Raw genomic sequence first — 25,508 nt, 5'->3', positions numbered from 1 at the left:
ACACGTATATAATTTCGCGAAAGCAAAATAAAAAATGTCCATAATAACCAACATCAATAAAGCTTTTGATCACAGGATTCGTCTGGGGATCATGAGTGTGTTGATGGTAAATGAAAGTGCCGATTTTAAAGAGCTCAAAGAACTCCTAGGCGCCACCGATGGCAACCTAGCGAGTCATACAAAAGCATTAGAAAAAGAGGATTATATCTCTGTAAACAAAACCTTTATTGGCAGAAAACCGAATACTAGTTACACCGCCACAAGAAAAGGAAAAGCGGCTTTTCAAAAACACATAGAAGCCCTAGAAAAACTCATCGGGAAATAATATGAACCAAAGCTAAAACTATATTTTTTTATCATTTTACTTTGAAAAACAAAGTACTTTTAAATTATGAAAACACTACGCTATTTACTTTTAGAACGCTTGTATGAATGGAGCAAATTCCCGTATCGACTTCTCTTTAAAAAAGAAGCTGCTTGGGGGATTCCAGTTAAAGAATTACTTCGCTATCCACTAGAAAGTCTGGGGTATCATCTAGGTTGCTTCCTACTACAACACAACTTTACACCCGAACCGCAACTGGAAGATCATGATATCTATCACGTACTTACAGGGAGTGGTATTTCTGTACCAGAAGAAATTGCGATGCAGTTTTATCTTTTTGGCAATGGCAAACGGTCGCTCTACCTCTTTATGGTTTTAGTACTGGGAACGGTTTTATTTCCAGATCACATCAAACGTTTTTGGAAGGCTTTTTCAACAGGAAGAAAAGCACATCCCTTTTACCATCTTAATTTTTTAAAACTATTAGATCAACCATTAACCACCTTACAATACACCTTTAAAATCAATACGATATGAAACGTCAACTTATTTTATGGATCAGTGCTTTAGGATTTAGCACTTTATTTTATCAGCAAGACCTCGGTTTGAATATGTTCCTTTTTGCCATGATTGCCGTGGCTACGGTATTTTTTTCACGAAGAGAAGCCTTCGCTCGATCGGATATGCGTATTGCGACTATCGTTTATCTTTTGACTTCGCTGTTTGTCTTTACCAATCACAGTGCGCTCGCTATTTTTATGTCGTTTATCACTTATATTGTCTTTGCAGGTACAATTTCTGGAGCAAAAAATGCGATTTATATTCAAGGGATAAATGGGCTATACCAATCCTTTTTAGGAGCACTTCATTACTATATGTCACCTAAAAAGGAAAGACAAATCGTCACACCACAAAAAAAACGGGATTATGGGTTTATTCTTCTGTGTGTTTTATTGGTGGTAGGACTTCCCATTATTTTTGCGTCTTTGTATAGTCATATCAATCCGATTTTTGAAAAATGGGTGAGTGCTATTGACCTTTCATTTATTAGTATTCCTTGGCTTTTAATGACCCTGATGGGGTATATATTAATCAGTAATGTCACAGCACCTGCCGCACTTCAAATGCTTACAGAAGCAGATAGTGCTTTACGCCAAGACATGCAGGAAATTTCTATTTCTGAAGCACAAGAGCCTATCTTGCGTAAAGAACAATTACTAGGTTCGCTCGTTATTGGAGTGCTTAATGCACTTATTCTCTTTTTCTTAGTGGTTGATATTTGGTATGTAACCAACAACCCTTTCCTACATGCTTCCGAACTATCTAAAGCGGTACATGAGGGTGTGGGAGCCTTAATTGCTTCGATTGTGATTGCGATTACATTGATTGTTATCCTTTTTAGGGGAAGTCTTAATTTCTATAAAAACAACCATCGACTTCGTCTCCTCACCTATCTATGGATTTTTCTGAATATCGTACTTGTGCTCGTCACCGCATTTAAAAACTATCTCTACATTACCGATTTTGGACTCACTTATAAACGAATTGGAGTCATCATTTACCTCACGTTATGTATCACTGGTCTAAGTACAACCTACCTTAAAGTAGCGTATCGCAAAAATATTTACTACCTCATACGTTTCAATGCGAGAATTGTATTTATAGTGATTGTATTAATGAGTAGTTTTAGTTGGAATCGAGAGATTACCCGTTACAACCTATCCCAAGTGGCGCGTCCTGATTTAACTTATATAGAGTTTATGAGCGGAAATCATATGGATCTTTTATACGCTTTCGCGAAAGCGTACCCAGAAAAATTCACAGCTTCATCTCTAGAAAATATAGAACGGAAGCACACTCACTACGTAGAAAAATTAGAAAATGAAACCTGGCAGTCTACCACCTTACAGGGTATTAAACACAGAACAAAATGATGAAAAAAATTAAATATCCCATTAACCGATTTGCGCTGAAACTGGCATTATTTAGCCTGTGTTTTGGCATTCTCCAACTTGTTATATATGTGGTATACCCAAATGACATATCCATAGATATGGGTATGATTCATCTATTTCCTACGGTAATTATACATACGATTGTACTTTGTATTGTCATTATAAACAGTATCATCAACTATAAAGATCTACCAGAACATTTTGTAGTGATACTCGCCATGCTTGCCAATATTCCTATCACTTTTGGTTGTTTTTACACCGTACTAACAATTGCAGATTTATGAAGACACACATCATCTTAAAATTGAACGAGCTCAGTAGTTTGTTTGTAGGCTTTGTTTTGTGTGCTACATTACTAACAATGCGTATTAAAGTCACGGAGTCTTTTCACTACCTCTTTCTGGTATGGAACTTATTCCTAGCTTTTATCCCCTACGGAATCACATTTATACTAGGGAGTCAAGAAAAGTGGCAACGGTCTTGGTGGATGCTCACTCCTATCATAGGACTATGGCTCTTATTTTTACCCAATACGCCGTATTTGATCAGCGATTTGCAACACCTACAATATGCTCCACGAGAAATGGTATGGTACGATGCGATGCTATTGTTTGTATTTGCCATCTATAGTTTGCATATCATGACGCTAACGGTTCAAGAAATGAGAGGGATTCTTTCTAAAAAAATTCCTGTGAAATGGCTCCCCATTGTGATTGCTTCTGTCTTTATTTTATGTGGATTTGGCATTTATTTGGGTCGGTTTTTACGATGGAATAGTTGGGATATTCTACAAAATCCTATGACGCTTTTTGAAGATATTATGATGCGCATACGACATCCTTATACCTATGCCAAAACATGGGTTGTCACTTTTGGGTATGCAGGCATCACAAGTTTTTTTTATATGTGGTATATGTCCCTTGTAAAATCTAAAAATTCATAATATACAAAAGCTATTCCCTCATTCCTGTTTCTCCCAGAGGGAGAAATGATATATTTTAGATTTATACTTTTTATTGTTATGAAATTTAAATTGCTCTATCTCCTTTCATTCTGCTTACTTCTGATCATAGAAGTAGGCATTGCGTTATTCATAAATGATGCTATTATTCGCCCATTTGTAGGCGATGTGCTTGTAGTGATCTTGATCTATTGTTTTGTGCGAGCTTTTACTAAATTCTCATACCTCAAAGTGGTGATAGGAGTTTTACTTTTTGCGTATCTTGTTGAAGCCATTCAAGCGACTTCTTTTATTGATTGGGTAGGGTTATCAGACAACAAAGTGGCAAAGATTGTACTCGGCAGCACTTTTGATTGGAAAGATTTATTGGCATATACAGTAGGTGCAGTGCTTATTCTTATATTTGAGAAGTACTACAATACATCGAGTACCTAGGATATTAAATACTATGAACTGCCATAAAACATTATTAGACACTTATGCTCATATCATGAGTATAGAAAACAAAGGAAACGTAGCAGACTACATCCCTGAATTGGGTAAAGTAGATCCTGAGCACTTTGGGGTCTGCCTTACCACAAATAATGGAATTCAATACACTGCCGGAGACGCGCATATTCCTTTTTCTATACAAAGTATTGCAAAGGTATTATCCTTAAGTTTAGCATTATCTCTAGAGGATACAATGATTTGGCAACGCCTCGATGTAGAACCCTCTGGGTCAGCGTTTAACTCGCTGGTTCAGTTAGAAACAGAAAATGGGATTCCGCGAAATCCATTAATTAATGCAGGTGCGATTGTGGTCTGTGATATTCTATGTACGCACTTAAAAGATCCAAAAAAAGAATTGATAGCTTACATTAGGGAGGTATCCAATAATGAAGATATTCAATATTCTGAAATCATTGCGCAATCAGAAAAATCAAATGGATATCGGAATTATGCACTAGTCAATTTTATGAAGTCTTTTGGTAATATCAAAAATGACGTCGACCAAATGATCGATCTTTATTTTTACCTTTCCTCTATAGAAATGACGTGTTGTCAACTCTCTAAAACATTTGGTTTTTTAGCTAATGGTGGTAAACAACTCATCACAAACAAAGAAATTTTAACGCGCTCTCAGTCCAAACGTGTCAATGCCATTATGCAAACCTGTGGATTTTATGATGAGGCGGGAGAGTTTGCCTATAAAGTAGGATTGCCTGGTAAAAGTGGCGTAGGTGGCGGCATTGTTGCCGTACTACCTAACTCCTATAGTATTAGCGTTTGGAGTCCGCGGCTCAATAAAAAAGGGAATTCTTATCGCGGTATGGAGTTTTTAGAACTCTTTACAGATACCACACGCGAAACTATTTTTTGATGAGTCATATCCGATTCTGACATAAGACCGCATTATTACTACTTTCAGAAGTTAAATTCATTCTAATTTAGATACAACTCTCCCTTTCCGTCAATGATATTGCTATCGCTTTATCATCGCCACCTTTCCCTTGAAGGGAAAGGAGTTTTTTACATATAATTCAAAATAAATGATTTAAAACCCATGATACTAAACCTTTGTTGCTCGTAGCATCTCACGTTTTCCTGGAGGGCCAGGCAAGCGTTCGACTTCAAAACCGACGGCTTGCATAGCTCTGCGAACACTCCCTTTGGCAGCGTAGGTCACTAAGATTCCTTTTTCGCGCAAAGCGATATACATTTTTTTAAAAATAGCTTCCCCCCAAAGTTCTGGTTGAACGCGGGCACCAAAGGCATCAAAATACACAAGATCAAACGCATCCTGATCTACGATATTTTCAAAGCGCTGTTCGCGTTTTGTCAGCTGAAATGAAGGAGAAATCTCTTGTTGAGATTCCCAAGGTGTTGTGTGAAGTTGATCATAGATATGTTGTCCTCCTTCTTCTTTTATGAGTGACACATAGTCCATGGCTTTGATCTCTTCAGAAGAGATTGGATAGGCTTCTACGCCTGTATATTGAATGAGAGTTTGTGTTTTTTGTGCATCAAAAAATGTCAATAATGCGTTAAGACCAGTTCCAAAACCCATTTCTAGGATTGCAATAGGGGTGTCTTTTTGATACGATATTTTGGAACGATAATAATCTAATCCCATGTTCAAAAACACATGGTTGGCTTCTTGGATCGCTCCATGTTTGCTATGGTACTGCTCATCCCATTCAGGAATATGAATGGTTTTGGATCCGTCGCCTGTAATGATGATTTCGCGTTTCACTTTAGCATTGAGGATTAATTCTAGTGTCTAAATATTAAATTTGTACTTCACTTCAGCAATCAAAAATCATTTAAATCTAAACACTTTCGGTTCCCTAAGCTATCTATTTCTATAATTTGAATTTCTTCGTCACTATCATCTGCTTCTAACATAGGGAGTATATTTTCCTCTTCTGTTAAATAAAAACGTCTGCGGTTCCCTAAACTATCTGTTACTGTAATCTCTATTTCTTCGTCACTATCATCTGCTTTTAATATAGGGAGTTTTTTTTCTTCCTCTGTTCTGGTATCAGGACAATTCACTAAAGCAGCTCTTTTTTTAAAATCCGCTAGCACTTTGCTTTTCCAATTTTCAAAATGTAACGTATCGATTGGATCAAAATCAAGCTCCTTTTTCTTTAACTCAACAGAATCCCAAGAATATGTGCTTTTTAGAACTATCCTATTTGTAGATTGCTCTATAGTAACTAACGTATCATTATTAATGAGCAATCCTGGCCCGTTTTTGTATGTTGACAACACAAGATTCGTATCTACTACTTGAAGCTTAAAAAACCAAACTTCATCAGAGAAGGTATTTACCATGAGTAGAGAACGGTCGGTTATTTTACATTCCCAATAAATACCATCTTTAGTACAATTACTCCAAGTCCCCATAGCAGGATGCTCACTAACATGCGTTTGACAGCAAGAAAGCAAAAAAAGAATACCTATACTTTTAAGGTAGTGCATTTATTTCTTCATCAACACCCCGTTTGCCATCAGTTTCATCTCACGTTTTGGCTCCGTAATGGCTGCAATCTCTTCGGAAGAGGCCCCACCATCTTCGGCTAAGTGTTGTTGTTCATCAACAGAGGTTTCTTCTACAAAAGCCTTTCCTTCCACAATCGCTTCTCCATCTGAATCTGTAGGTACAAAAAATCCGTAGTCTTTAAACTTTACATACACCTGCTCTTCTGCTCCAATATCCAGACGCATCCAGCATCCCATGCTTTTACACACGGCTTCGATAGGTGCTTTGAACTTTACAGTTACAGAATCACCTGATTTTAGGTTTTTATACTGTTCTTTAACACTTGCGATAGCCATCAAGTTTTGGTCTGTGATAACCTCTCCATAGGTTGCATAATCTGCCTGTGGTACTTGCGCTATTTCCTCTGACACAGCAACTGCTGCATCTTCGGTTTTTACTTCTGATTGCTCTTTACAACTTAAAGCAATAAGAGCCAATGCGAGTATCGTTAGTTTTGTTTTCATCTGTTTAAAAGTATCTTGTTTAATATTAATGCAAAATTATGAATTTATAAATAGCTGACGGATGTTAAATTCTTAAATTTGCACAACGCTTATAACAACCGCAATGAATATTACAAAAACTGAGAAGAGTAGAATAGAAGAGGTAGATTTTAACAACCTTACATTTGGGAGTGTTTTTACAGATCATATGTTTTTTTGTGATTATAAAAATGGGGCTTGGCAAGAACCTCAAATAGTTCCTTATGGCCCTATTAGTATAGATCCTAGTGCCAAGGTTTTTCATTACGGGCAAGCTGTTTTTGAAGGCATGAAAGCTTTTAAAGATGATGCCGGTTCGACGTGGTTGTTTCGTCCAGAAGAAAACTGGGAGCGAATTAACAAATCTTCAGAGCGATTGGCAATGCCTGCTTTTCCAAAAGAATTCTTTTTTAAAGGCTTAGAAACGTTATTAAACTTGGATAATGATTGGATAAAAGCGGGTGATGGGAATGCCTTATACATCCGTCCTTTTGTGATTGCTACACAACCTGGCGTGTCTGCTTCTCCATCAGATCAATATCGTTTTATGATTATTTGTGCGCCTGCACAAGCGTATTACTCTGGGGAAGTCAGCGTTCTTTTTGCTGAAAAATACAGCCGTGCTGCCGATGGGGGTGTTGGTTTTGCAAAAGCCGCAGGAAATTATGCTTCTCAATTTTATCCAACGAATCTTGCCAAAGAAAGAGGATACCAACAAATTGTATGGACCGATGCAAACTCTCACGAGTATCTAGAAGAAGCGGGTACGATGAATGTCTTCTTTAGAATAGGCGATACTCTATTGACTGCTCCTACTAGTGACCGTATTCTTGATGGTGTCACTCGAAAAAGTATCATCCAACTCGCAAAAGATGCTGGAATAACAGTAGATGTTCGACCTGTAAAAGTTTCAGAAATTGTTGCTGCTTCAAAGTCAGGCGAACTCAAAGAAATTTTTGGCGCTGGTACTGCCGCAGTGATCGTTCCTTTTAAGAGTTTTGGACATCAAGAAAAAGATTATGAACTTCCTGCTCAGGAAGATAGTTATGCCGCTCGTTTCAAAAAAGCTCTAAAAGATATTCAGTACAATCGTGCTACTGATCCTCATGGATGGAGGTATGAAGTGAAGTAAGTTTATGAGAAAATAAAAATCTGATCTTTCAACCTAATATTTTCACACATACGTTATTCGTTTTTTATTTACAGATGTAAGAAATAGCATAATACGACGCTATTTTAAATAGCTAGTCGGTAATTTCGGTACTATTTTCGCGAAAAGCGAACATCATTCCATCACCTTACTTTCTAGTTTTACATTTTAATCAATAAATTCAATACTATTTTTGCTTTCGCGAAAAGCGAACATCACTCCATCACCTGATTTTTCTAATTTTTCTGATTTAAATCTCAAAAAAACAAATCACAAATTCCAAATCCCAAGAAAACTTCATATTTCATGCTTCTGACTTCCAATCTCTAGTAGGTAGTAAATCACAAAAAAAATCTAAATTTCAAAAAAACTTCATACTTCCAACTTCTAGTATCTAGCACTCAGCAAATCACAAATTTCGTTTTCATATCCGGCCTCGGCTTTCGATTAAAAGCTAACCGCTAACGACTAATAGCTAACAGCTACAGACTTTTTTGTACTTTAGGTGCGCAAATTCAAAATAGAATACATATGAGACGTGGTGGCGGAATGAAAATAAGACTCCTTATCGGAGTGGCAGTCATAGCTTTTGCTCTTATAAAAAACTGGAGTAATAGAGAAGAAAACCCCTATACTGGAAAAGTACAAGCAATCAGTATGAGTCCCGAGCAAGAAATCCAAATAGGACTTGCCAATGCCCCTGCCATGGCAGATCAGCATGGAGGTTTGCACCCAGATATGCAATTGCAAGCATTTATAGATCAAATAGGAGAAAAATTGGTTAATAGCAGCATGGCACGTGAGACCCCTTACCGATATGAATTTCATTTACTCAGAGACGATCAAACGATCAATGCGTTTGCGCTCCCTGGCGGTCAGATATTTATCACGTATGCCCTGCTTTCTAGATTGGAAAATGAAGATCAAGTCGCCGGTGTATTAGGGCATGAAATTGGTCATGTACTAGGAAAACACAGTGCCGAGCGTGTAGAAAACTCCAAAATGTGGCAAACCATCTCTATGGGAGCCGAAGTAGGTGGCGGTTATGGCGAAGCCGCTGGAGGAATTGGTCAAAGCATTCTTTTAGGAAATGGCCGTGATGACGAACTAGAGAGTGATGACCTTGGCGTTCGTTTTATGATCAGAGCAGGATATAATCCCTATGAAATGATCAAAGTGATGGAAGTATTAAAAGCGGCTGCAGGACCTAATCGCCAACCCGAATTTTCAAGCACACACCCCGATCCTGAGAATCGGATGGAAAAAATAAAAGAATCTATTGAGAAATATGGATATCAAGGCTAAAACGTTTTCGTTAAAAGCATTCCAAAACCTCGCCTAGGCGAGGTTTTGTTTTTTATCTTTACAATAAATTGTCAGGCTGAACTTGTTGAAGGCGTTTCATTTCTTCAACAAATCCACAAAACCTGTTACAACATACGATTATGAATAAAAAAACAATCTTGATGATCCTTGATGGCTGGGGCATGGCACCAGACAAAAAAGTATCGGCAGTAGACCATGCAAAAACGCCTTTTATAGATAGCTTATATGCAACCTACCCGCATGCACAATTACTCACACATGGTGAAAACGTAGGACTTCCCGACGGACAAATGGGAAATAGCGAAGTCGGTCACATGAACCTAGGCGCTGGTCGGATTATTTATCAGGATTTTGCCAAAATAAACCGTGCGCTCAAAAACAATACGCTCAAGGACGAGAAAGCCCTTACCGATGCGTTTACGTATGCAAAAGAGAACAACAAACCCATTCATTTTATGGGGTTATTGTCAGATGGCGGGGTACATTCGCATATCAATCATCTTAAAGGGCTCATCAAAGCAGCAAATGCTGCAGGTGTCCCACAATCCTACATCCATGCATTCACAGACGGTCGTGATGTAGACCCAAAATCGGGGAAAGCCTTTGTGGAGGATATATCCGCTTTCGCGAAAGCGCACAACACCCAACTCGCATCGGTCATAGGAAGATACTATGCCATGGATCGAGATCAACGTTGGGAACGCGTGCAAATGGCGTACGACCTTATTGTTCACGGAAAAGGCACCCTTACCGAACACCCTGCACAAAATATACAAGCCAGCTATGATACCGATGTGACCGATGAGTTTTTACAACCCTTGGTATGCACCAAAAACGGAAACCCTATTGCGACATTGAAAGAGGGTGATGTGGTGATCTTTTTTAATTTTAGAACCGATCGGGGCCGCGAACTCACAGAGATGCTGTCTCAAAAAGATTTTCCTGAACAACATACCAAAAAGCTTGACCTGTACTACGTCACTATGACTAACTATGATGATACGTTTACGGGCATGCATATTGTGTACGACAAGGATAATTTGACTGATACCTTAGGAGAAACCTTGGCAAAGGCAGGTAAAAAGCAGATTCGCATTGCCGAAACAGAAAAATATCCTCATGTGACTTTCTTTTTTAATGGCGGAAGAGAAACGCCTTTTGAAGGAGAATCTCGATTACTTTGTCCGTCGCCAAAAGTAGCGACGTATGATTTACAACCTGAAATGAGTGCGTATGATATCCGAGATAAAATCATTCCTGAAATTAAAAAAGGTGACGTGGATTTTGTATGCTTAAATTTTGCAAACCCTGACATGGTAGGCCACACAGGTGTGATGGAAGCGGCTATAAAAGCCTGTGAAACGGTGGATAGTTGTACCAAAGAAATCGTCACCGCCGCATTAGAGAAAGACTATACGGTGCTTATCATTGCAGACCACGGAAATGCAGAAACCATGATCAATCCCGATGGAACGCCTAATACAGCACACACGACAAATCCTGTTCCTTTAATCTTAGTAGATAAGGACATAAAAACAATCAGAGACGGTATTTTGGCAGATGTTGCCCCCACCATATTAAAACTAATCGGCGTACCGCAACCCGTAATCATGGATCGTACACCACTTATTTAAACCATTGAAAAACATATGAAATTAAATAGAATCTTAGCCTTAGTGACTTTGTCTTTTATCACATTAGCTTCTTGTAACCAAAAGAAAACAGAAGCAAAAACCCAAGAAACGCCTGCTGTCGTTACCACAGAAGAAACAGAGGAATTTGACCTCATAGATGATAATGGAGATCCTATTATTTTTGGAGTACAAGAACGTGCTACTTTAGAAAAGCCCCCATATAAAAAATGGTTTGACGTAGGGTACAAAGAACATCCATTAGATACAACTACTGTTGCTGCAATAAAAGAAGATCTTGCTAAAACAAACATTACCGTGTTTATGGGAACTTGGTGTGAAGATAGTCAGCGAGAAGTTCCTGCTTTTTATAAAGTATTAGACCATGTAGGAATTGATGCTTCTACGGTAAAACTTATTACCATTACAGAAGGGAAAGATGCCCCAGAAAATCTTATTAAAGAACATGGAATTGAATACGTACCCACTATCATTTTTGAAAAAGAAGGAACCGAATTAGGAAGAATTGTTGAGTATTCTATCTTTAGTATGGAAAAGGACATACAAAAAATTCTCAACGGAGATGGATATAAGCATCCGTATGCGGAGTAAGAAAATTATAGCTATTCTTTTTATGCTAGGGTTGCTTTTGGCAATCCTTAATGTGTATCTATTCTATTATTGGTATATCTATATAGAATGGATTTTAATTTTAAACTTCGCAGTACTTGCTGCTTTGTTGCTTATCTTTTTCCTAAACAAGAAACAGTTTTTATCTACAAAACGACATCATCTATTAAAACGCGTTTTTATTTCAGTTTTCTTACTCATCAATATTACATACGGAATAAAATATTATAGCATGTTTTTACGAAATCAAAAGGTAGATTTTTATGCAAAAATCGCTACGTGTGATCAGATGAAACTTCAATTTCAAGAAGATGTAAAAAATAACGAGATTAAGTATTTTAATTTTGGAATTACAGGAGGGGTTGACGGGAGAGAATATCACCCAGAAAAAGGAATTTATATTGATAATTTTGGTTTAGGATGTTTGATTTATGGTGAATTTCAATGTTATAATAAGTTAGTGAACGAATATCTCAAAGAAGAGAATTAAACATAACCGCTATAGATTTTAGGCGACACCCTTTTCAATTTTGTAACTTTGCATTAAATTAATTTTCATTGGATAAAAAGAGTATAGCTGTAGATTTTGATGGAACCATTGTCACCAATGCCTATCCAGATATTGGAAAACCTTTATTGTTTGCTTTTGAAACCCTAAAAAAGCTACAAGACGAAGGGCACACTCTTATTTTATGGACCTATCGTTCTGGCCCTAAACTAGAGGAAGCTGTTGCCTTTTGCAAAAAAAATGGTGTTACTTTTTATGCGGTAAACAAAAGCTACCCAGAGGAAGAAATCAGTCCCAATATAAGTAGAAAAATAAACGCCGATGTCTTTATAGATGATAGAAACATAGGTGGTATGATGGGTTGGGGAGAGATTTACCATCGTCTTACCATTAAGGATTCCCCTTCCGTAAAAGCGACTCTTAAAAAGAAAAAAAAGAAAAAAGGATTCTTATCTCGTATGGAAGAGATATTTAAAGATCTAAACGATACCGAAGTATGATTATTCAGAAGACCCGAGAAGAAATAGAGCTTATGAGAGAAAGTGCGCTTGTTGTATCGCGCACACTAGGCATGCTTGCTGGTGAAGTAAAACCAGGAGTAACCACTTTATATTTAGATAAACTTGCCGAAGACTATATACGAAGCCAAGATGCGATCCCGGGGTTTTTGGGATTATACGACTTCCCAAATACCTTATGCATGAGTCCTAATGAACAAGTTGTACATGGGATTCCTAATAACAAACCGCTCTTAGAAGGAGACATTATCTCTATCGATTGTGGCGCTATAAAAAATGGTTTTTATGGAGATCATGCCTATACGTTTGAAGTAGGCGAAGTAGCTCCTGAAGTAAAAAAATTATTGGACGTCACCAAACAGTCTTTATATGAGGGCATCAAAGAATTTAAACTAGGTAATCGTGTAGGAGATGTAGGTTATGCCATTCAAAAATACACCGAAGATCATGGCTATGGTGTCGTACGCGAACTCGTAGGTCATGGACTTGGGAAAGTGATGCACGAAGCTCCAGAAATGCCTAACTATGGAAAACGCGGGCGTGGTAAAAAATTTGTAGAAGGGATGGTTGTTGCGATAGAGCCTATGATTAATTTAGGTACAAAAAATATTAAACAACATAATGACGGATGGACCATCACCACGCGTGATAATCAACCAAGTGCCCATTTTGAACATGATGTTGCCATTGTAGACGGAAAACCCGAACTCCTCTCTACCTTTGCCTATATTTATCAAGCACTGGGGATTGAGAGCGATGAGGAAACCCCTTTTCGTCAACAAGCATTGGTTCTCTAATTAGCAAAATGAGTAGTATCAACATTATTTTCTTTCGCGAAAGCAAAACCATTCATCTACTAGAAAAATAAAATAGATGAAAAAGATTTTTAAATTTTTCCTGAATGCCATTCCAAGACCTCTACTCATTCGGTTGAGCTATGTGATTCGGCCTGTATTTGCTTTATTTTTAAAAGGGTCTCGATACAAGGATCCTATTGATGGAAAAGGTTTTCGGAAGTTTTTACCCTATGGATATGTAAACCAGCGCGAGAATATACTCTCCCCTTCTACCCTTTCCTTAGAGCGGCATCGCTTGCTATGGCTATGGCTTGAACGGGAAACCGATTTCTTTTCAAAACCTTCAAAAGTACTTCACTTTGCCCCAGAACAGGCATTTTATAAGCGGTTTCGAAAGTTAAAACACCTTGATTACACCACTACAGATCTCAACTCACCGCTCGCCGATGTAAAAGCAGATATTTGTGATTTGCCTTTCGGCGAAAATCAATACGACATCATTTTCTGTAATCATGTCTTAGAGCACATTCCCAACGACACCAAAGCCATGCAAGAATTGTATCGCGTATTAAAACCTGGCGGTATGGCAATTCTCCAAATTCCTCAAGAGTTAGATCGTGCCACTACGTTTGAAGACGATACGATTACAGATCCTGTAGAGCGTGCCAAAATCTTTGGACAATACGACCATGTACGCGTGTATGGACGAGATTATTTTGACAAACTCCGAAGCATTGGTTTTACAGTTGACGAAGTAGATTACACCACCGTTCTTTCTCCTGAAGAAGTCGATGTGTATCGACTCGCTCAAGGCGAAATTTTACCCGTGTGTAGAAAAAATAAAAACGTTGTACAATGAAATATCTATTCCTTTTACTGATCGTAAGCATCACATCGATGACCGCACAAACAGCTACAGAAACCATCCAGAAAGAAATAGATCAAACCGTTTGGAAACCCTTTCAGGAAGCATTTGAAACCCTAGATGGTGATGCACTAAACGCTACGTATGCAGCTCAAGTATTACGTGTCACCCCTCAGGGAATTGATACAAAAAACGCCTTTAAAAAAGCAAATATTGAACGTTTTGCCGCAAATCGTGAAAATGGCGATAAGATCAACTTAGATTTTTGGTTTGATAGTCGGAAAACAAATGAGACCACTTCGTACGAAGTTGGCTTTTATCGCATTGGTTTTACGTCAAAAGAAGGCAACACCCAATACAGTTATGGTCAATTTCATATTGTGCTAGAAAAGATAAATGGAGTATGGAAAATCACGCAGGATTGGGATACGGCTACTATCGCAGGTAATCCAATCACCGCAAAGGAGTTTGATAAGAAAGAAGCGTTGCGTTTTTAAAAAAGAATGATTATTTAGTTCCTTCTAACGTTTTTTGTAGTTCGTTATTGAGAGTAGGATCAATAATATCTGTTAGTTTTTGAGTATCTAGGTTGTATTTTTTTATGATGGAAGGCTCATTAAATTCTGTATAACGACCATCATTATTTTTATCAACACCAAAACGGACAATCAATTCTTTGGTTCCATAAAAAAACTGATAGTCGACCACATCCATATTCTCAAGAGTTATCTTTTCTAACTTCTCTTTTTCAAAAGAATAGATACATAAAGATTTAAAATCATTGAGATTGATCACCCCGTCTTTATAGGTATCTTTCTCCGCTACTTTAAAAAGTAATAGAATATCATCATTAAAATATTCTTCTCTGTAGTCCTTGAAATTAGCACGGTCATTAAGCAGTTTTTGAGTCGTGTTTTCTTTTTTGTTATAAACAATCAAGTTGTTATAATCTCCATATACATACTTTGAATACCTTCTCTCAAAATCAGGCTCATAGTTATACTCAGAACCTGAAGCACTTAAAAGGCCATTAAGGACAATATCTTCTTCTTCGTTTAGTGTTTTATGTGACACAGGTATGATATAGATCGTATTGATTGTATCTACAAGTCTAGCCGTTTTATAAGAGATGACTTGTTCTCTCTTATTTTCTTTTTGTAATTCTTCTATTTTTTCTTCAGATAGGATTCCTTCATCATTAGAGTCATAATCGCGCCAACGCATCTCTTTTATTAATAGTACAGAAAAAGCAAAAAGTCCTATCAAAGCAAATAAGATCGTTATTGTCCCTAAAACAGCTAGTAATTTTTGGTTATAGTTTTTTACTTTTTCAATATTTATATCATCAGAAATTAAATTCTACTTACTCAACAATCAACTTCTCAAATCCCACAGTCACATAAGTATCTATGCTATTTTCTCCATCAGAAAACACAAGATAGGCTTCTATGTCTTTTTGAGTAGCGAGCAATGCTTTAGATCGCTCTAGTCCCATCGCCATAAAAGCAGTTGCCCAAGCATCGGCTTCAGCGCAGGTAGGTGCAATGACATTTGCACTCAGCACATCACTTTTTTCGGCACTTCCTGTGAGCGGATTGATGGTATGGACGTATTGTTTCCCCGTAAGGGAATCGATTCTATTTTTTCGATAATTTCCAGACCCTGCCATGGATTTATTAGGGAGTCGAACAGCGGCAGCAGCCCTTCTATCTTCCACCGATGAATCTAGACTCTCTACACCAACAATCCAAGATTTATCTTTGAGTTGGTGTTTTCCTTGTGCACGCAGCTCTCCTCCTAATTCAATGAGAAAATCAGAGATCGCTTCTTCTTGAAGAAAAACAGCTATCCGATCGATTCCATACCCTTTGGCAATCGCATTAAAATCAAAATAAATTTCTGGATATTCTTTTTGTATGGTGCCTTTCGGCGAAAGTGTGACTTTGTCAAATCCTACATAACGCATCATCGAATCTAAAGCAACACTATCTATTACAGCAAGAGGTTTGGTGTCTCCAAATCCGTACGCGTTGCGCAGTCCTCCTACGGTAGGATCAAAATAACCATTTGTGAGGCTATGTAGCTTTCGCGAAAGCGTAAAAACATCAGTAAACATATCATCCACGACAATAGTGCTATCCCCTTTATTAATTTTTGAAATATCACTCTCAGGAATATAGGTGCTCATGGATTTATTCACCACTTGGACCACTGAATCTATGCCTCTTTTTATACGTGGCGACTTCTCATATTTGCCAAAATACGTAATAGCATAAGTCGTCCCAAAAGCTTCTCCTTGAATGGTAATTTCATCAGAAACTTCCGTTGTGCATGAAACCAACCCAATAAGTACTATTAGTAAAATGTATTTCATCATTAAAGTTTTAAGCGGTTTTTTATAGGATTTCTTGAAGTCCGTTATAAATCATCGTGTAAGGCACATCTTTTTCGGCAGGATGTTGGTAGTTATCACCATGACCTAGCCCAACGCCTGCATAAAACGTACGTGCTTCAAATTTAAGCGCGTGATTTTTCATTTTTTGCATGAAGGCTTCATCGTAGGTATTCGCATTGTCTGGAAATGTAATAGCGCGTACAATGACAAAGTGTAATTTTTTATCCTTGAGGGCTACGAATTGCGGGTCTTTTTTGAGTTTTGAGTTGACACCCATAAATTCATATCCTTGATCTTCTAAATCCTTGCCTACAATATTCATAGCAAGGTTATGTAACTCTTGTTCTGTAAGAAAAACTGCCATAGCACAAAGATACAACCTGACTTAAAAATACCTTAATACAAGACCGTATTTTATTCATAATTACAAAAGAAATAGTGTCACTTTTTAACTTATTTAAACCGCACCATCTCAAAACTAGAAAACGTATAGATAGGTGTCTCTAAAGACGTTCTACCTTCAAGATCATACCAAGGATTCATACTCGTATCTGAAACATTTTTTATAATATGAACGCTTTGTGCTGGGGTATTGCCTTGAAAAAAGGCAAAACGACGTTCTCCTTCTTGATTTTCGATAATATCCCCGACCATTATCACATGACCCGGAAAACCAGGATATATTAAAAGATCTCCAATGTTAACATCAGACAGATTAGGAATCTTTTGTAGCTCTTGTGATAAAGAATAGGTACCTGCATACATATATATAAGGTTTAGGTATTTGTAAAAATTTTCTTTGGATTTGTTGGGTACTGCTATTTTAGAAAATGTCACGTCGTTACCGTTAATTTTAGGGCGGTATCCTTGCGCATAGTTGACCCAAGAACAATAATGACCACTCGTAAATTTAAATCCAATCTCCTCTTTTCTATTGGTTGACCATAAATATTCTGAGCGAATCCTAATCAGTGCATCGGCACATTGTTGTAAACCGTTGGAGGGAACGGGTACTTCTAAGACGCCTACATGACCTTGTTGAAATATATAAGATTCCCCATCATAATTAATGACTTCTGCACCTGCCTCTTTAAGAGGATAGTTTTGAATATAGTGAGCAAACGTTTGTTCCTCAGGAAGTATTCTTTCAAATCCCTCAGGAACTTTAATACGTGTTTTTAAGGTTCGTCCTTCTTTATAGATTAGAGAAGAAGGAGGAGCCACATAAGAAGCTACAGCACCCTTTATCGTCTTTCCTTCTTTTGATAGATTAAGAAACAACAGGGTACCTACAACCAAAAAAAACACAAAAACTACTTTCTTTTTCATACGTAGTATAACTCTAAAAAGTTGATTTTCTTATCTGAAGGTATATACTCCTCCCTTCTGGCAGGCAAGTTCGCGAAAGCGAACAACAACGACAAATAATCATCTACACACCAATAGTTTACAAATAAAAAAGAAAGGTCTCCATTTATAAATGCAGACTCTTGATTTATAAATACATGATATTCAATGCTTTGAATTTCGGTCAAAAATAGAAACATTTGACTCATCAAAAAATTCTAACAGCAGATGGTCATAAAGGACTGACCTTCCAACAACATAGCATACCAATTGAAATCACAGTAATTAAATAACTAGTAGGGATTATACGAATCGCTACAAAAACCAAAAATCATGAAAAACATTTTAAAAACATTATTCGTCATTATTTTAAGCATTGTTTGCTTTTCATTTACAGCAGACAACGGAAAAGAAAAATCATCTAATTCTGCTCAAGATTTAAGTTCAGATGCGCGTTTTATTGGCTTAGCACAAGATCAAATGAAAGCTATGGACAATGTAACGAATTTTGACGCATTTGAATCTCTTATTAAAAAAGACAACTTAACCAATTCAGATATTAATCAGCTTGCAAGTGTTTTAGGATATCCTAATAGAGCTGCTTATGATACGTATATAAACAATAAAAATGCAATCATTGAGGCATTAGATGAAGATTATAATCTAAGTCAATATACACAAGCACAGTTAACGCAAATAAGTCTAAATGTTATGAATAGTTTTAGATCACAATTTAGATCTAAATCTTTAAATAAAGCCGAGACTCCCATAGACCCTGTCCCTTCTGGTGAAACAAATGAATGTGAAGATCTTTGTGAAGAAGTACGAAAAGCGTGCATCCTAGAAGTTGGAGCAGCAGCTGTTGCCGCACATATAGGATGTGGTGTTGCAGATTTAACTGTTATCGCAGGAATTGCTTGCCATAGTGGTGTTCTTATTGCACAAGGTTTTGGAAATAGAAAATGTAACAAAGAATATGACAAATGTATTTATGATTGCAGACATTAATAAAAACATGTTTTCTACATAGTAAATGAGAAACTACAAATCGAAAGGTGTCTTAGGACATATAAAGCCAAGACACCTTTCCTAAAAAAAGCATCATGAAACAGCTACTCCTCCTCTTTCTATCTCTTATGCCTATGCTTGTCTTTGCGCAATCTGGAACAACCAATACTAGCATTACAGCAAAAACCAGCTTCAATGGTAGACATTGTAGAGGAACTCATGGATTATGTAGTCTAGATGATACTGCAAGAACTATAGATACTAATAGTACAATTACATATGATGAAACACATAACACCATCATTATTGAGATTAATCGTTCCAGAATAAACCTACAAGAGCACTTTCATATACTTCGGGAAGATCCGCAGAACTATACAGGCAACACACAAGTATACTATCTAATGGAAGATGATTTTTTGATTCCAAATAGTGTCTCTCAACAACTCCAGATATACAGACAAGACGTCAAAATAAACAGCGGTACGTACCCACTCATCATGACTGAAGACACTATTACTATCACATTTAATTTAGAATAATATGATACTATATACAAAACATACCCTCTTACTATTATTCATATGTATGACGAGTAATGCATATTGTTTTAATACAATAAGTAATGAGAATGATATCCAAAAGAAGATAGACATCATCCTTTTAGAATGGTCTCGCGAGGTTACTGAGATTTCTGTGCGTTACGAACATGTAAGAAAGGATATATATACCAAAGTGTATCAGGTTTCTTCATCCCTAAAAAACACATCCTCTACAGAGGATCAAGTCGCCTTACTGATTTTAAAAAATCAGCTTCAAGAACAGTTAGAGTTGACCAATTTATCCGAAGTCTCTGATTTAAGTAAGATAAGGTATCTCAAAGGATTACAAATCATTAAACTTCTTTATGAAAAGATGCTATCATTAGACCATCACTTTGCTTCTGTCGCCACCTTTAATGAAATCAATAACTTAAGTAACCCTAATCATTATCCTCGATTTGTAAAGCATAAACAAGACATTAGAAGTAATGGTAGTAAAAAACAAGGTTTTAATTTAACAGATATATTGGGTGATAACATCTACACATCTATTATGCATTCTTTGGTCTCTTTATTTACAAGTAATGCCCCAAAAGGGGAAAAAGAAACTAGTATAAAGGAGATTGAATGTATTTTGGACTTTACCTTACGTATGCATACCGATCTAAAAACCATATATTTTGAAACGGCCTTTTTACAAAAAAGTAATGATAACACTATCGAACAACTCGAACAATTATTTGTAGACTTTACAAAACCTATTAAATACAGAGTTCCCTTAAAAGAATGCAGAAATACAGATGATTGGTCCAATATTCACGAGCAACTAAATAGCTATATCACCGCCTTAAATGAAGCGATTGCTGATGATAATCAGCGCTATAAAGCTCATAAAATGCAAATAAATCTTGAATTTCCTATTGATAGGCTTTTACAATTTATCACTCAATACAATAGCTTTATTGACCAAGGAGGTAAATTCTATGAGAAGTTTGGCATTATGTTAAACAGCTACGAAAATGAAAAACAATGTGCTACAGAAATTCCATTGGAGTACAAAAAATTAAAAGACAATATTACGGTGGCTATAGAAAAATTCAATACTGCATATAAACCTGTTGAAATTAACGGAAGTAAAATGAAAGAAATATTATATGGGATTAGTGAATTTGACTAGGACCTTTTGTTAAGTATATGTATTCACTTACGTGAAAGCGTACCCAAGAAAATGAAAAGCCCGACACAAAATGGTATCGGGCTCTTTGTATTATGAGATTTCCACCTCCGTGGAAATAAGATTATCCTCCAAAGTCATCAAATCGGATATTCTCATCTGGAATACCATAATCTTCTCCCATTTTTTGAACAGCATTGTTCATTAATGGAGGTCCACAGAAGTATAATTCGATATCTTCTGGAGCTTCGTGCTTGCTTAAATATTGATCTATTACAACTTGGTGAATAAATCCTACAAAGCCATCTCCTTCGCTATCAGTAGTTTCTTTTACTTTCCAGTTATCTTCTTCTAAAGGTTCTGAAAGCGCTAAATAAAACTTAAAGTTAGGGAATTCTCTTTCTAATTCTCTAAAGTGCTCTAAGTAGAATAACTCACGCTTAGATCGACCTCCATACCAATAGGTAACGGTACGTCCTGTTTTTAATGTTTTGAATAAGTGATATAAGTGAGAACGCATTGGTGCCATTCCTGCTCCCCCTCCTACATACAACATTTCTGCTTCAGACTCATTGATAAAGAATTCTCCGTAAGGTCCAGAGATAACAACTTTATCACCTGGCTTTTGAGCAAAAATATACGATGAGGCAACTCCAGGATTTACATCCATCCATTGGTTCTTGGCTCTATCCCATGGTGGTGTAGCAATACGAACATTCAACATAATCTCACGACCTTCAGCAGGGAAAGAAGCCATAGAATAGGCTCTCTCTACGGTCTCATTATTTTTCATCACAAGTGGCCATAAACCAAATTTATCCCACTCTTCTTGAAACTTATCTGGTGTATCGTGCTCTTCTGGGTGTGCTGTAATATCAATATCTGAATATTTGATTTCACACTGAGGGATTTCAATTTGAATATATCCTCCAGCTTTATATCCCATATCTTCAGGGATCTCTACAACAAACTCTTTAATAAAAGAAGCTACGTTATAATTACGAACAACGGTTGCATCCCATTTTTTGATTCCGAAAACCTCTTCTGGAATCGTAATATTCATATCTTGCTTCACCTTTACTTGACATGCAAGACGGGCTCCTTCAGCAAGTTCTTTACGGCTAAAGTGAGGAATTTCTGTAGGCAAAGCTTCACCTCCACCTTCAAGAACGTGACATTCACATTGAATACAAGTTCCCCCACCTCCACAAGCAGATGGCAAGAAAATTTTATTATTACCTAATGTAGATAATAAAGTGCTTCCTGAAGCAACTTCTACTTCTTTCTCACCATTAATTGTAATGGTAACAGGTCCAGAAGGAGATAGTTTTTGTTTTGTAAATAATAATAGCCCTACTAATAACAAGGTAAGGACTAAAAAGGCAACAATCGTGGCGATTACAACGCCAGACATACTAGCAACTAATAACATATGATTATTCTTTTTCGTTTGTAGTTAAGACTAGCTCGTCGCTAGACTCTTTTGTCATTTCTTTTACGGGTGCTACTTCTGCAACAGGAGCTGTTTCTTCTTCATCACCTCCAGTTAACATCCCCCCAAAACTCATAAACCCGATGGCCATAAGTCCTGTTATAATGAACGTAATACCAAGACCTCTTAAAGGTGCTGGCACATTTGAATAGCGTATTTTTTCTCTAATTGCTGCAATAGCAAGTATGGCAAGAAACCATCCTATTCCAGAAGAAATACCATAGTTTAAAGCTAGACCCGCAGTTTGAATATCTCTAGATTGCATAAATAAAGAACCTCCTAAAATTGCACAGTTTACAGCGATAAGTGGCAGAAATATCCCTAATGAGTTATAGAGTGATGGAGAAAACTTTTCTACCACGATTTCTACTAATTGTACCATCGTCGCAATGGTAGCGATAAATAGAATAAATGATAAGAAACTCAAATCATAATCTCCATAAGCACTAAGCTCAGGATTTCCATAATGACCATCCAACCAAGAGAGCGCTCCAGGTTGTAATATATATTGATCTAAGTACCAGTTTAAGGGCACTGTCACTGCTAGTACAAATATAACAGCAGCTCCAAGGCCTACAGCTGTGGTCACTTTTTTAGAAACTGCAAGATATGAACACATTCCAAGGAATGTAGCGAATACCATATTGTCTATAAAGATTGATTTAAAAAATAATTCTACGTGTTCTAACATATCTTTTATTTTTGAAGTTTACGCTTTTTCGTCCTTCAACAAGTTCAGGATCAACGCTAGCGTTTTAACATCTCTTAATTTTCTTCTATTAATGCTTTATTTCGTGAGCGCTGTACCCATATAATGAGTCCAACAACAATCAGTGCCATCGGAGAAAGCAACATGAACCCATTGTTTTCATATCCTATACTGTATAATCCTGTTTTTTCAATAGGATCTCCTAACACTTTGATTCCAAGCAATGTTCCTGAACCTAATAGTTCTCTAAAGAAACCAACAATAATTAAAATCACACCATATCCAAGTGCATTTCCTATACCATCAAGGAAGGATCTCCACGGTCCATTTCCTAAAGCGAAGGCTTCAAAACGTCCCATGATAATACAGTTGGTAATAATAAGACCTACAAAAACTGAAAGTTCTTTACTTAGTGAGTAGGCATAAGCTTTTAAGACTTGGTCTACAATAATTACGAGTGTTGCAACAACAACAAGTTGTACAATAATTCGGATTTTTGAAGGAATGATATTTCGCATAAGCGAGATCACTACATTTCCTACACCCAATACGAATAACACCGAAATAGACATTACAATAGATGCTTTTAACTGTGCTGTAATTGCTAATGCAGAACAAATACCTAGTACTTGTATCGTAATTGGGTTGTCATCTGCTAATGGATCAAGAATTAATTTTTGATCTTTTTTTGATAGTAATCCCATAATATTATTTCATGTTTTGAATATGAGGAATGTATGATTTTAAAGTGCTTTTTATCATAGCACTTACACCATCACCTGTGATTGTTGCTCCCGCTAAGGCATCAACTTCGTTATCGTCTTTGATATTGTTTACTGGATCATTATTTCCTTTGGCAACCGTAATTCCTGCGTACTTGCCTGCCTCCATAACATATTCTCCAATAAAATCATCCATGAAGTAGCGCTCTTTGATATTAGCTCCTAATCCTGGCGTCTCCCCTTTGTGATCAAAATAAGCTCCTTGGACAATTAACTCTTCATCAAGAGAAATATATCCCCAAATAGCATCCCATAATCCTTTTCCATACATTGGAATGACATAAAATTTCTTTCCATCACGTTCGCCTACAAAAAGCGGCATTTTTCGTTCGCTTTTAGGAAGCTTACTTTGCTTTTTCATATCTACCGTAAAAGCAGCGTCACTTTCGGTTAACTCTCCATTCTGAAGGATATAACTCTTTTTGATATACTTTTTATATTCTCCTTCTACGGTCTCAGTTGGAATGAAATTTACAGAACCTGTATCATCACCATTTTCGTGAACTCCCATTGCATAGAGAATATTTTGTTGCTTTTCATAGCGTTCATTCTCTTTGATAGCTGGTTTTAAACCCTGGGCGAGTCCAGCTAAAACACCTCCTACAACAATAACCATTATTGTCGCAAAAATTACAGTATATATGTTTCCGTCTGTCTTTGCCATGATTATGCTGTTTTAACTTTTAGACGTTTCATTCTTCGCTTCACATTCCCTTGAATCACATAGTGATCAATAGTAGGTGCGAAAACATTCATTAATAAAATTGCAAGGAATACTCCTTCTGGGTATGCAGGATTGAATACACGAATCATAATAGCTATGAAACCAATAAAGAATCCATAAATCCATTTTCCTTTGTTAGTTTGTGAAGCAGTTACTGGATCTGTTGCCATGTAAACGGCTCCAAAAAGTATACTGCCTATAATTAAGTGTTGCCAAAAAGGGACACTCATTAACCCATAAAATTTACTGCTTTCACTAATCCAACCTTGATCAACAACTCCGTTAAAAATAAGACCCATTACTACAGCTCCTAAAACGGTACTAAGCATGATTCTCCAACTTCCTATTTTGGTAAAGATTAAGAAAAGAGCGCCTATGATAATTAAAAATTTTGAAGTCTCTCCAACAGAACCAGGAATATATCCCCAGAACATATCTGCATAATCATATCCTAGACTACCTGCATTTTGAGCATAAGCTCCTAATAAAGTTTCTCCAGAAATCGCATCGGCTGTTCCAGCTCTATCGACTGCTTCGGCTACCCACACTTTATCTCCAGACATCCAGGTAGGATATGCAAAGAATAAGAAAGCACGAATCGTAAGAGCAGGATTCAATATATTCATTCCTGTTCCTCCAAATACTTCTTTTCCTATCACAACTCCAAAAATCACGGCTACAGCTAGCATCCATAAAGGAATATCAATTGGAACAATAAGCGGCACAAGCATTCCTGTTACAAGGTATCCTTCTTCTACTTCATGTCCTTTAATCACTGCAAAAATAAATTCTACTAGAAGACCTACTCCATAGGAAACTATAACAAGAGGTAATACTTTCCAAGCCCCTAGAGAGAAGTTTCCCCAAGTGATAAAATTACCCCAAATAGAAAGTTCTCTTGTAATTCCATTGGCTGCATCTACTGCGGCATAATGCTGGTATCCTGCGTTAAAAATACCAAAAATCAAACATGGCACTAGGGCTATGATCACGGTATTCATCGTACGCTTTAAATCATCTACAGCTCTAATGTGACCTCCGCTATGCGTAGTTTCATTAGGGCTATATAAAAAAGTATGTAATGCATTAAATGCAGGGGCCATTTTCTTGCCCTCATACTTCATTTTAAGTTTATGTAAGTTTTGTTTTAATCCCATCA

At 36.9% G+C, this 25,508-nt stretch carries 32 protein-coding genes; 19 read left to right on the top strand and 13 right to left on the bottom strand.

Features of this window, described 5'->3' with window-relative positions; genetic code table 11:
- Positions 1–34 precede the first annotated feature (34 nt).
- The 7 genes from ACFO3O_RS18740 (at position 35) to ACFO3O_RS18710 (ending at position 4,604) form a co-directional block, all read left to right on the top strand.
- On the top strand, positions 35–325 hold the full coding sequence (locus ACFO3O_RS18740) for a winged helix-turn-helix domain-containing protein (RefSeq protein WP_379981690.1): 291 nt from the start codon (positions 35–37) through the stop codon (positions 323–325).
- Positions 326–391: 66 nt separating this feature from the next.
- Positions 392–862: a Coq4 family protein gene (locus ACFO3O_RS18735; RefSeq protein ID WP_379981688.1), complete on the top strand. Its 471-nt coding sequence runs from the start codon at positions 392–394 to the stop codon at positions 860–862.
- Positions 859–2,259, top strand: coding sequence for a DUF4153 domain-containing protein (locus tag ACFO3O_RS18730; RefSeq protein ID WP_379981686.1), 1,401 nt, complete (start codon positions 859–861; stop codon positions 2,257–2,259). Before ACFO3O_RS18735 ends, ACFO3O_RS18730 begins: the two co-directional genes overlap by 4 nt.
- On the top strand, positions 2,256–2,564 hold the full coding sequence (locus ACFO3O_RS18725; RefSeq protein WP_379981684.1) for a hypothetical protein: 309 nt from the start codon (positions 2,256–2,258) through the stop codon (positions 2,562–2,564). The genes ACFO3O_RS18730 and ACFO3O_RS18725 overlap by 4 nt, the downstream gene beginning before the upstream one ends.
- The gene (locus ACFO3O_RS18720) at positions 2,561–3,223 is read left to right on the top strand and encodes a DUF1361 domain-containing protein (RefSeq protein ID WP_379981682.1); all 663 of its coding nucleotides are present in this window, start codon (positions 2,561–2,563) and stop codon (positions 3,221–3,223) included. Before ACFO3O_RS18725 ends, ACFO3O_RS18720 begins: the two co-directional genes overlap by 4 nt.
- A 78-nt stretch (positions 3,224–3,301) precedes the next feature.
- A complete protein-coding gene (locus ACFO3O_RS18715; protein WP_379981680.1) occupies positions 3,302–3,676 on the top strand; it encodes a ribosomal maturation YjgA family protein in 375 nt (124 codons plus the stop codon).
- 13 nt (positions 3,677–3,689) lie between these two features.
- Positions 3,690–4,604, top strand: coding sequence for a glutaminase (locus tag ACFO3O_RS18710; RefSeq protein ID WP_379981678.1), 915 nt, complete (start codon positions 3,690–3,692; stop codon positions 4,602–4,604).
- Positions 4,605–4,793: 189 nt separating this feature from the next.
- On the opposite strand, the gene mnmC2 is transcribed toward ACFO3O_RS18710, so the two are convergent.
- Genes mnmC2 through ACFO3O_RS18695 form a run of 3 tightly spaced genes read right to left on the bottom strand, consistent with a single transcriptional unit; the run spans position 4,794 to position 6,733 of the window.
- Positions 4,794–5,477 carry a tRNA (5-methylaminomethyl-2-thiouridine)(34)-methyltransferase MnmC2 gene (gene mnmC2 / locus ACFO3O_RS18705; protein ID WP_379981676.1) on the bottom strand — a complete coding sequence of 228 codons (684 nt, stop codon included), beginning with the start codon at positions 5,475–5,477 and terminating at the stop codon, positions 4,794–4,796.
- A gap of 59 nt (positions 5,478–5,536) precedes the next feature.
- Positions 5,537–6,208, bottom strand: coding sequence for a hypothetical protein (locus tag ACFO3O_RS18700; RefSeq protein ID WP_379981674.1), 672 nt, complete (start codon positions 6,206–6,208; stop codon positions 5,537–5,539).
- Positions 6,209–6,733 carry a DUF4920 domain-containing protein gene (locus tag ACFO3O_RS18695; RefSeq protein WP_379981673.1) on the bottom strand — a complete coding sequence of 175 codons (525 nt, stop codon included), beginning with the start codon at positions 6,731–6,733 and terminating at the stop codon, positions 6,209–6,211.
- Between the two features lie 103 nt (positions 6,734–6,836).
- On the opposite strand from ACFO3O_RS18695, the gene ACFO3O_RS18690 reads away from it, so the two are divergent.
- From ACFO3O_RS18690 to ACFO3O_RS18650, 9 genes are all read left to right on the top strand, one after another.
- Positions 6,837–7,883 (top strand): branched-chain amino acid aminotransferase, encoded by a 1,047-nt coding sequence (locus ACFO3O_RS18690; RefSeq protein WP_379981671.1) that lies wholly within the window; start codon positions 6,837–6,839, stop codon positions 7,881–7,883.
- A gap of 549 nt (positions 7,884–8,432) precedes the next feature.
- On the top strand, positions 8,433–9,206 hold the full coding sequence (locus tag ACFO3O_RS18685) for a M48 family metalloprotease (protein WP_379981669.1): 774 nt from the start codon (positions 8,433–8,435) through the stop codon (positions 9,204–9,206).
- 140 nt (positions 9,207–9,346) lie between these two features.
- The gene (gene gpmI / locus ACFO3O_RS18680; RefSeq protein WP_379981667.1) at positions 9,347–10,861 is read left to right on the top strand and encodes a 2,3-bisphosphoglycerate-independent phosphoglycerate mutase; all 1,515 of its coding nucleotides are present in this window, start codon (positions 9,347–9,349) and stop codon (positions 10,859–10,861) included.
- A 15-nt stretch (positions 10,862–10,876) separates the two neighbouring features.
- Positions 10,877–11,470 (top strand): thioredoxin, encoded by a 594-nt coding sequence (locus ACFO3O_RS18675; RefSeq protein WP_379981665.1) that lies wholly within the window; start codon positions 10,877–10,879, stop codon positions 11,468–11,470.
- Positions 11,442–11,978: a hypothetical protein gene (locus ACFO3O_RS18670; protein ID WP_379981663.1), complete on the top strand. Its 537-nt coding sequence runs from the start codon at positions 11,442–11,444 to the stop codon at positions 11,976–11,978. Before ACFO3O_RS18675 ends, ACFO3O_RS18670 begins: the two co-directional genes overlap by 29 nt.
- Positions 11,979–12,046: 68 nt before the next feature.
- Positions 12,047–12,496 (top strand): BT0820 family HAD-type phosphatase, encoded by a 450-nt coding sequence (locus tag ACFO3O_RS18665; protein ID WP_379981661.1) that lies wholly within the window; start codon positions 12,047–12,049, stop codon positions 12,494–12,496.
- Entirely contained in the window at positions 12,493–13,311 is an 819-nt protein-coding gene (gene map / locus ACFO3O_RS18660) for a type I methionyl aminopeptidase (RefSeq protein ID WP_379981659.1), read from the top strand. The genes ACFO3O_RS18665 and map overlap by 4 nt, the downstream gene beginning before the upstream one ends.
- 76 nt (positions 13,312–13,387) lie before the next feature.
- The gene (locus tag ACFO3O_RS18655) at positions 13,388–14,170 is read left to right on the top strand and encodes a class I SAM-dependent methyltransferase (protein WP_379981657.1); all 783 of its coding nucleotides are present in this window, start codon (positions 13,388–13,390) and stop codon (positions 14,168–14,170) included.
- A complete protein-coding gene (locus ACFO3O_RS18650) occupies positions 14,167–14,673 on the top strand; it encodes a Cif family virulence factor (RefSeq protein ID WP_379981655.1) in 507 nt (168 codons plus the stop codon). The genes ACFO3O_RS18655 and ACFO3O_RS18650 overlap by 4 nt, the downstream gene beginning before the upstream one ends.
- A 10-nt stretch (positions 14,674–14,683) precedes the next feature.
- Here ACFO3O_RS18650 and ACFO3O_RS18645 read toward each other — a convergent pair whose 3' ends face one another.
- The 5 genes from ACFO3O_RS18645 to ACFO3O_RS18625 form a co-directional block, all read right to left on the bottom strand.
- On the bottom strand, positions 14,684–15,442 hold the full coding sequence (locus ACFO3O_RS18645; RefSeq protein ID WP_379981653.1) for a hypothetical protein: 759 nt from the start codon (positions 15,440–15,442) through the stop codon (positions 14,684–14,686).
- Between the two features lie 97 nt (positions 15,443–15,539).
- Positions 15,540–16,553, bottom strand: coding sequence for an FAD:protein FMN transferase (locus tag ACFO3O_RS18640; RefSeq protein ID WP_379981651.1), 1,014 nt, complete (start codon positions 16,551–16,553; stop codon positions 15,540–15,542).
- Positions 16,554–16,572: 19 nt separating this feature from the next.
- Positions 16,573–16,935 carry a Na(+)-translocating NADH-quinone reductase subunit F gene (locus tag ACFO3O_RS18635; protein ID WP_379981649.1) on the bottom strand — a complete coding sequence of 121 codons (363 nt, stop codon included), beginning with the start codon at positions 16,933–16,935 and terminating at the stop codon, positions 16,573–16,575.
- Positions 16,936–17,024: 89 nt separating this feature from the next.
- A complete protein-coding gene (locus ACFO3O_RS18630; protein WP_379981647.1) occupies positions 17,025–17,900 on the bottom strand; it encodes a DUF4846 domain-containing protein in 876 nt (291 codons plus the stop codon).
- Positions 17,897–18,127, bottom strand: coding sequence for a hypothetical protein (locus ACFO3O_RS18625; protein ID WP_379981645.1), 231 nt, complete (start codon positions 18,125–18,127; stop codon positions 17,897–17,899). Before ACFO3O_RS18625 ends, ACFO3O_RS18630 begins: the two co-directional genes overlap by 4 nt.
- A gap of 124 nt (positions 18,128–18,251) precedes the next feature.
- On the opposite strand from ACFO3O_RS18625, the gene ACFO3O_RS18620 reads away from it, so the two are divergent.
- From ACFO3O_RS18620 to ACFO3O_RS18610, 3 genes are all read left to right on the top strand, one after another.
- Entirely contained in the window at positions 18,252–18,926 is a 675-nt protein-coding gene (locus ACFO3O_RS18620; protein WP_379981643.1) for a hypothetical protein, read from the top strand.
- Between the two features lie 95 nt (positions 18,927–19,021).
- On the top strand, positions 19,022–19,468 hold the full coding sequence (locus tag ACFO3O_RS18615; RefSeq protein ID WP_379981641.1) for a hypothetical protein: 447 nt from the start codon (positions 19,022–19,024) through the stop codon (positions 19,466–19,468).
- A gap of 46 nt (positions 19,469–19,514) precedes the next feature.
- Positions 19,515–20,645, top strand: a complete 1,131-nt coding sequence (locus ACFO3O_RS18610; protein ID WP_379981639.1) for a hypothetical protein — start codon at positions 19,515–19,517, stop codon at positions 20,643–20,645.
- Positions 20,646–20,766: 121 nt separating this feature from the next.
- Here ACFO3O_RS18610 and nqrF read toward each other — a convergent pair whose 3' ends face one another.
- The 5 genes from nqrF to ACFO3O_RS18585 all read right to left on the bottom strand — a co-directional run bounded on the left by nqrF (position 20,767) and on the right by ACFO3O_RS18585 (position 25,506).
- Positions 20,767–22,074: an NADH:ubiquinone reductase (Na(+)-transporting) subunit F gene (gene nqrF / locus ACFO3O_RS18605; RefSeq protein ID WP_379981637.1), complete on the bottom strand. Its 1,308-nt coding sequence runs from the start codon at positions 22,072–22,074 to the stop codon at positions 20,767–20,769.
- Between the two features lie 4 nt (positions 22,075–22,078).
- Positions 22,079–22,825 carry an NADH:ubiquinone reductase (Na(+)-transporting) subunit E gene (nqrE, locus tag ACFO3O_RS18600; RefSeq protein ID WP_379981635.1) on the bottom strand — a complete coding sequence of 249 codons (747 nt, stop codon included), beginning with the start codon at positions 22,823–22,825 and terminating at the stop codon, positions 22,079–22,081.
- Between the two features lie 74 nt (positions 22,826–22,899).
- Positions 22,900–23,547, bottom strand: coding sequence for an NADH:ubiquinone reductase (Na(+)-transporting) subunit D (locus ACFO3O_RS18595; RefSeq protein ID WP_379981633.1), 648 nt, complete (start codon positions 23,545–23,547; stop codon positions 22,900–22,902).
- 4 nt (positions 23,548–23,551) lie between these two features.
- The gene (locus ACFO3O_RS18590; protein ID WP_379981631.1) at positions 23,552–24,289 is read right to left on the bottom strand and encodes a Na(+)-translocating NADH-quinone reductase subunit C; all 738 of its coding nucleotides are present in this window, start codon (positions 24,287–24,289) and stop codon (positions 23,552–23,554) included.
- A gap of 2 nt (positions 24,290–24,291) precedes the next feature.
- Positions 24,292–25,506, bottom strand: a complete 1,215-nt coding sequence (locus ACFO3O_RS18585; protein ID WP_379981629.1) for an NADH:ubiquinone reductase (Na(+)-transporting) subunit B — start codon at positions 25,504–25,506, stop codon at positions 24,292–24,294.
- Between the last annotated feature and the right edge of the window lie 2 nt (positions 25,507–25,508).

The organism is Dokdonia ponticola, assembly GCF_042653865.1.
Classification (GTDB): Bacteria; Bacteroidota; Bacteroidia; order Flavobacteriales; family Flavobacteriaceae; genus Dokdonia; species Dokdonia ponticola.
Note: the sequence above shows the minus strand (reverse complement) of the source record. Positions and strands in the feature narration are given on the sequence as shown.

Excerpts from the sequence above, each read along its gene's own strand:
- ACFO3O_RS18670 (WP_379981663.1), top strand. The coding sequence starts at position 11,442 with ATGGATATAAGCATCCGTATGCGGAGTAAGAAAATTATAGCTATTCTT.
- ACFO3O_RS18620 (WP_379981643.1), top strand. The coding sequence starts at position 18,252 with ATGAAAAACATTTTAAAAACATTATTCGTCATTATTTTAAGCATTGTT.
- ACFO3O_RS18610 (WP_379981639.1), top strand. The coding sequence starts at position 19,515 with ATGACGAGTAATGCATATTGTTTTAATACAATAAGTAATGAGAATGAT.
- gpmI (WP_379981667.1), top strand. The coding sequence starts at position 9,347 with ATGAATAAAAAAACAATCTTGATGATCCTTGATGGCTGGGGCATGGCA.
- ACFO3O_RS18630 (WP_379981647.1), bottom strand. The coding sequence starts at position 17,900 with ATGAAAAAGAAAGTAGTTTTTGTGTTTTTTTTGGTTGTAGGTACCCTG.
- ACFO3O_RS18635 (WP_379981649.1), bottom strand. The coding sequence starts at position 16,935 with ATGGCAGTTTTTCTTACAGAACAAGAGTTACATAACCTTGCTATGAAT.
- nqrF (WP_379981637.1), bottom strand. The coding sequence starts at position 22,074 with ATGTTATTAGTTGCTAGTATGTCTGGCGTTGTAATCGCCACGATTGTT.
- ACFO3O_RS18715 (WP_379981680.1), top strand. The coding sequence starts at position 3,302 with ATGAAATTTAAATTGCTCTATCTCCTTTCATTCTGCTTACTTCTGATC.
- ACFO3O_RS18730 (WP_379981686.1), top strand. The coding sequence starts at position 859 with ATGAAACGTCAACTTATTTTATGGATCAGTGCTTTAGGATTTAGCACT.
- ACFO3O_RS18710 (WP_379981678.1), top strand. The coding sequence starts at position 3,690 with ATGAACTGCCATAAAACATTATTAGACACTTATGCTCATATCATGAGT.
- ACFO3O_RS18700 (WP_379981674.1), bottom strand. The coding sequence starts at position 6,208 with ATGCACTACCTTAAAAGTATAGGTATTCTTTTTTTGCTTTCTTGCTGT.
- ACFO3O_RS18585 (WP_379981629.1), bottom strand. The coding sequence starts at position 25,506 with ATGGGATTAAAACAAAACTTACATAAACTTAAAATGAAGTATGAGGGC.
- ACFO3O_RS18625 (WP_379981645.1), bottom strand. The coding sequence starts at position 18,127 with ATGAGTCAAATGTTTCTATTTTTGACCGAAATTCAAAGCATTGAATAT.
- ACFO3O_RS18695 (WP_379981673.1), bottom strand. The coding sequence starts at position 6,733 with ATGAAAACAAAACTAACGATACTCGCATTGGCTCTTATTGCTTTAAGT.
- ACFO3O_RS18735 (WP_379981688.1), top strand. The coding sequence starts at position 392 with ATGAAAACACTACGCTATTTACTTTTAGAACGCTTGTATGAATGGAGC.
- ACFO3O_RS18725 (WP_379981684.1), top strand. The coding sequence starts at position 2,256 with ATGATGAAAAAAATTAAATATCCCATTAACCGATTTGCGCTGAAACTG.
- ACFO3O_RS18720 (WP_379981682.1), top strand. The coding sequence starts at position 2,561 with ATGAAGACACACATCATCTTAAAATTGAACGAGCTCAGTAGTTTGTTT.
- map (WP_379981659.1), top strand. The coding sequence starts at position 12,493 with ATGATTATTCAGAAGACCCGAGAAGAAATAGAGCTTATGAGAGAAAGT.
- nqrE (WP_379981635.1), bottom strand. The coding sequence starts at position 22,825 with ATGTTAGAACACGTAGAATTATTTTTTAAATCAATCTTTATAGACAAT.
- ACFO3O_RS18640 (WP_379981651.1), bottom strand. The coding sequence starts at position 16,553 with ATGATGAAATACATTTTACTAATAGTACTTATTGGGTTGGTTTCATGC.
- ACFO3O_RS18595 (WP_379981633.1), bottom strand. The coding sequence starts at position 23,547 with ATGGGATTACTATCAAAAAAAGATCAAAAATTAATTCTTGATCCATTA.
- ACFO3O_RS18690 (WP_379981671.1), top strand. The coding sequence starts at position 6,837 with ATGAATATTACAAAAACTGAGAAGAGTAGAATAGAAGAGGTAGATTTT.
- ACFO3O_RS18740 (WP_379981690.1), top strand. The coding sequence starts at position 35 with ATGTCCATAATAACCAACATCAATAAAGCTTTTGATCACAGGATTCGT.
- ACFO3O_RS18675 (WP_379981665.1), top strand. The coding sequence starts at position 10,877 with ATGAAATTAAATAGAATCTTAGCCTTAGTGACTTTGTCTTTTATCACA.
- ACFO3O_RS18590 (WP_379981631.1), bottom strand. The coding sequence starts at position 24,289 with ATGGCAAAGACAGACGGAAACATATATACTGTAATTTTTGCGACAATA.
- ACFO3O_RS18615 (WP_379981641.1), top strand. The coding sequence starts at position 19,022 with ATGAAACAGCTACTCCTCCTCTTTCTATCTCTTATGCCTATGCTTGTC.
- ACFO3O_RS18685 (WP_379981669.1), top strand. The coding sequence starts at position 8,433 with ATGAGACGTGGTGGCGGAATGAAAATAAGACTCCTTATCGGAGTGGCA.
- ACFO3O_RS18650 (WP_379981655.1), top strand. The coding sequence starts at position 14,167 with ATGAAATATCTATTCCTTTTACTGATCGTAAGCATCACATCGATGACC.
- ACFO3O_RS18655 (WP_379981657.1), top strand. The coding sequence starts at position 13,388 with ATGAAAAAGATTTTTAAATTTTTCCTGAATGCCATTCCAAGACCTCTA.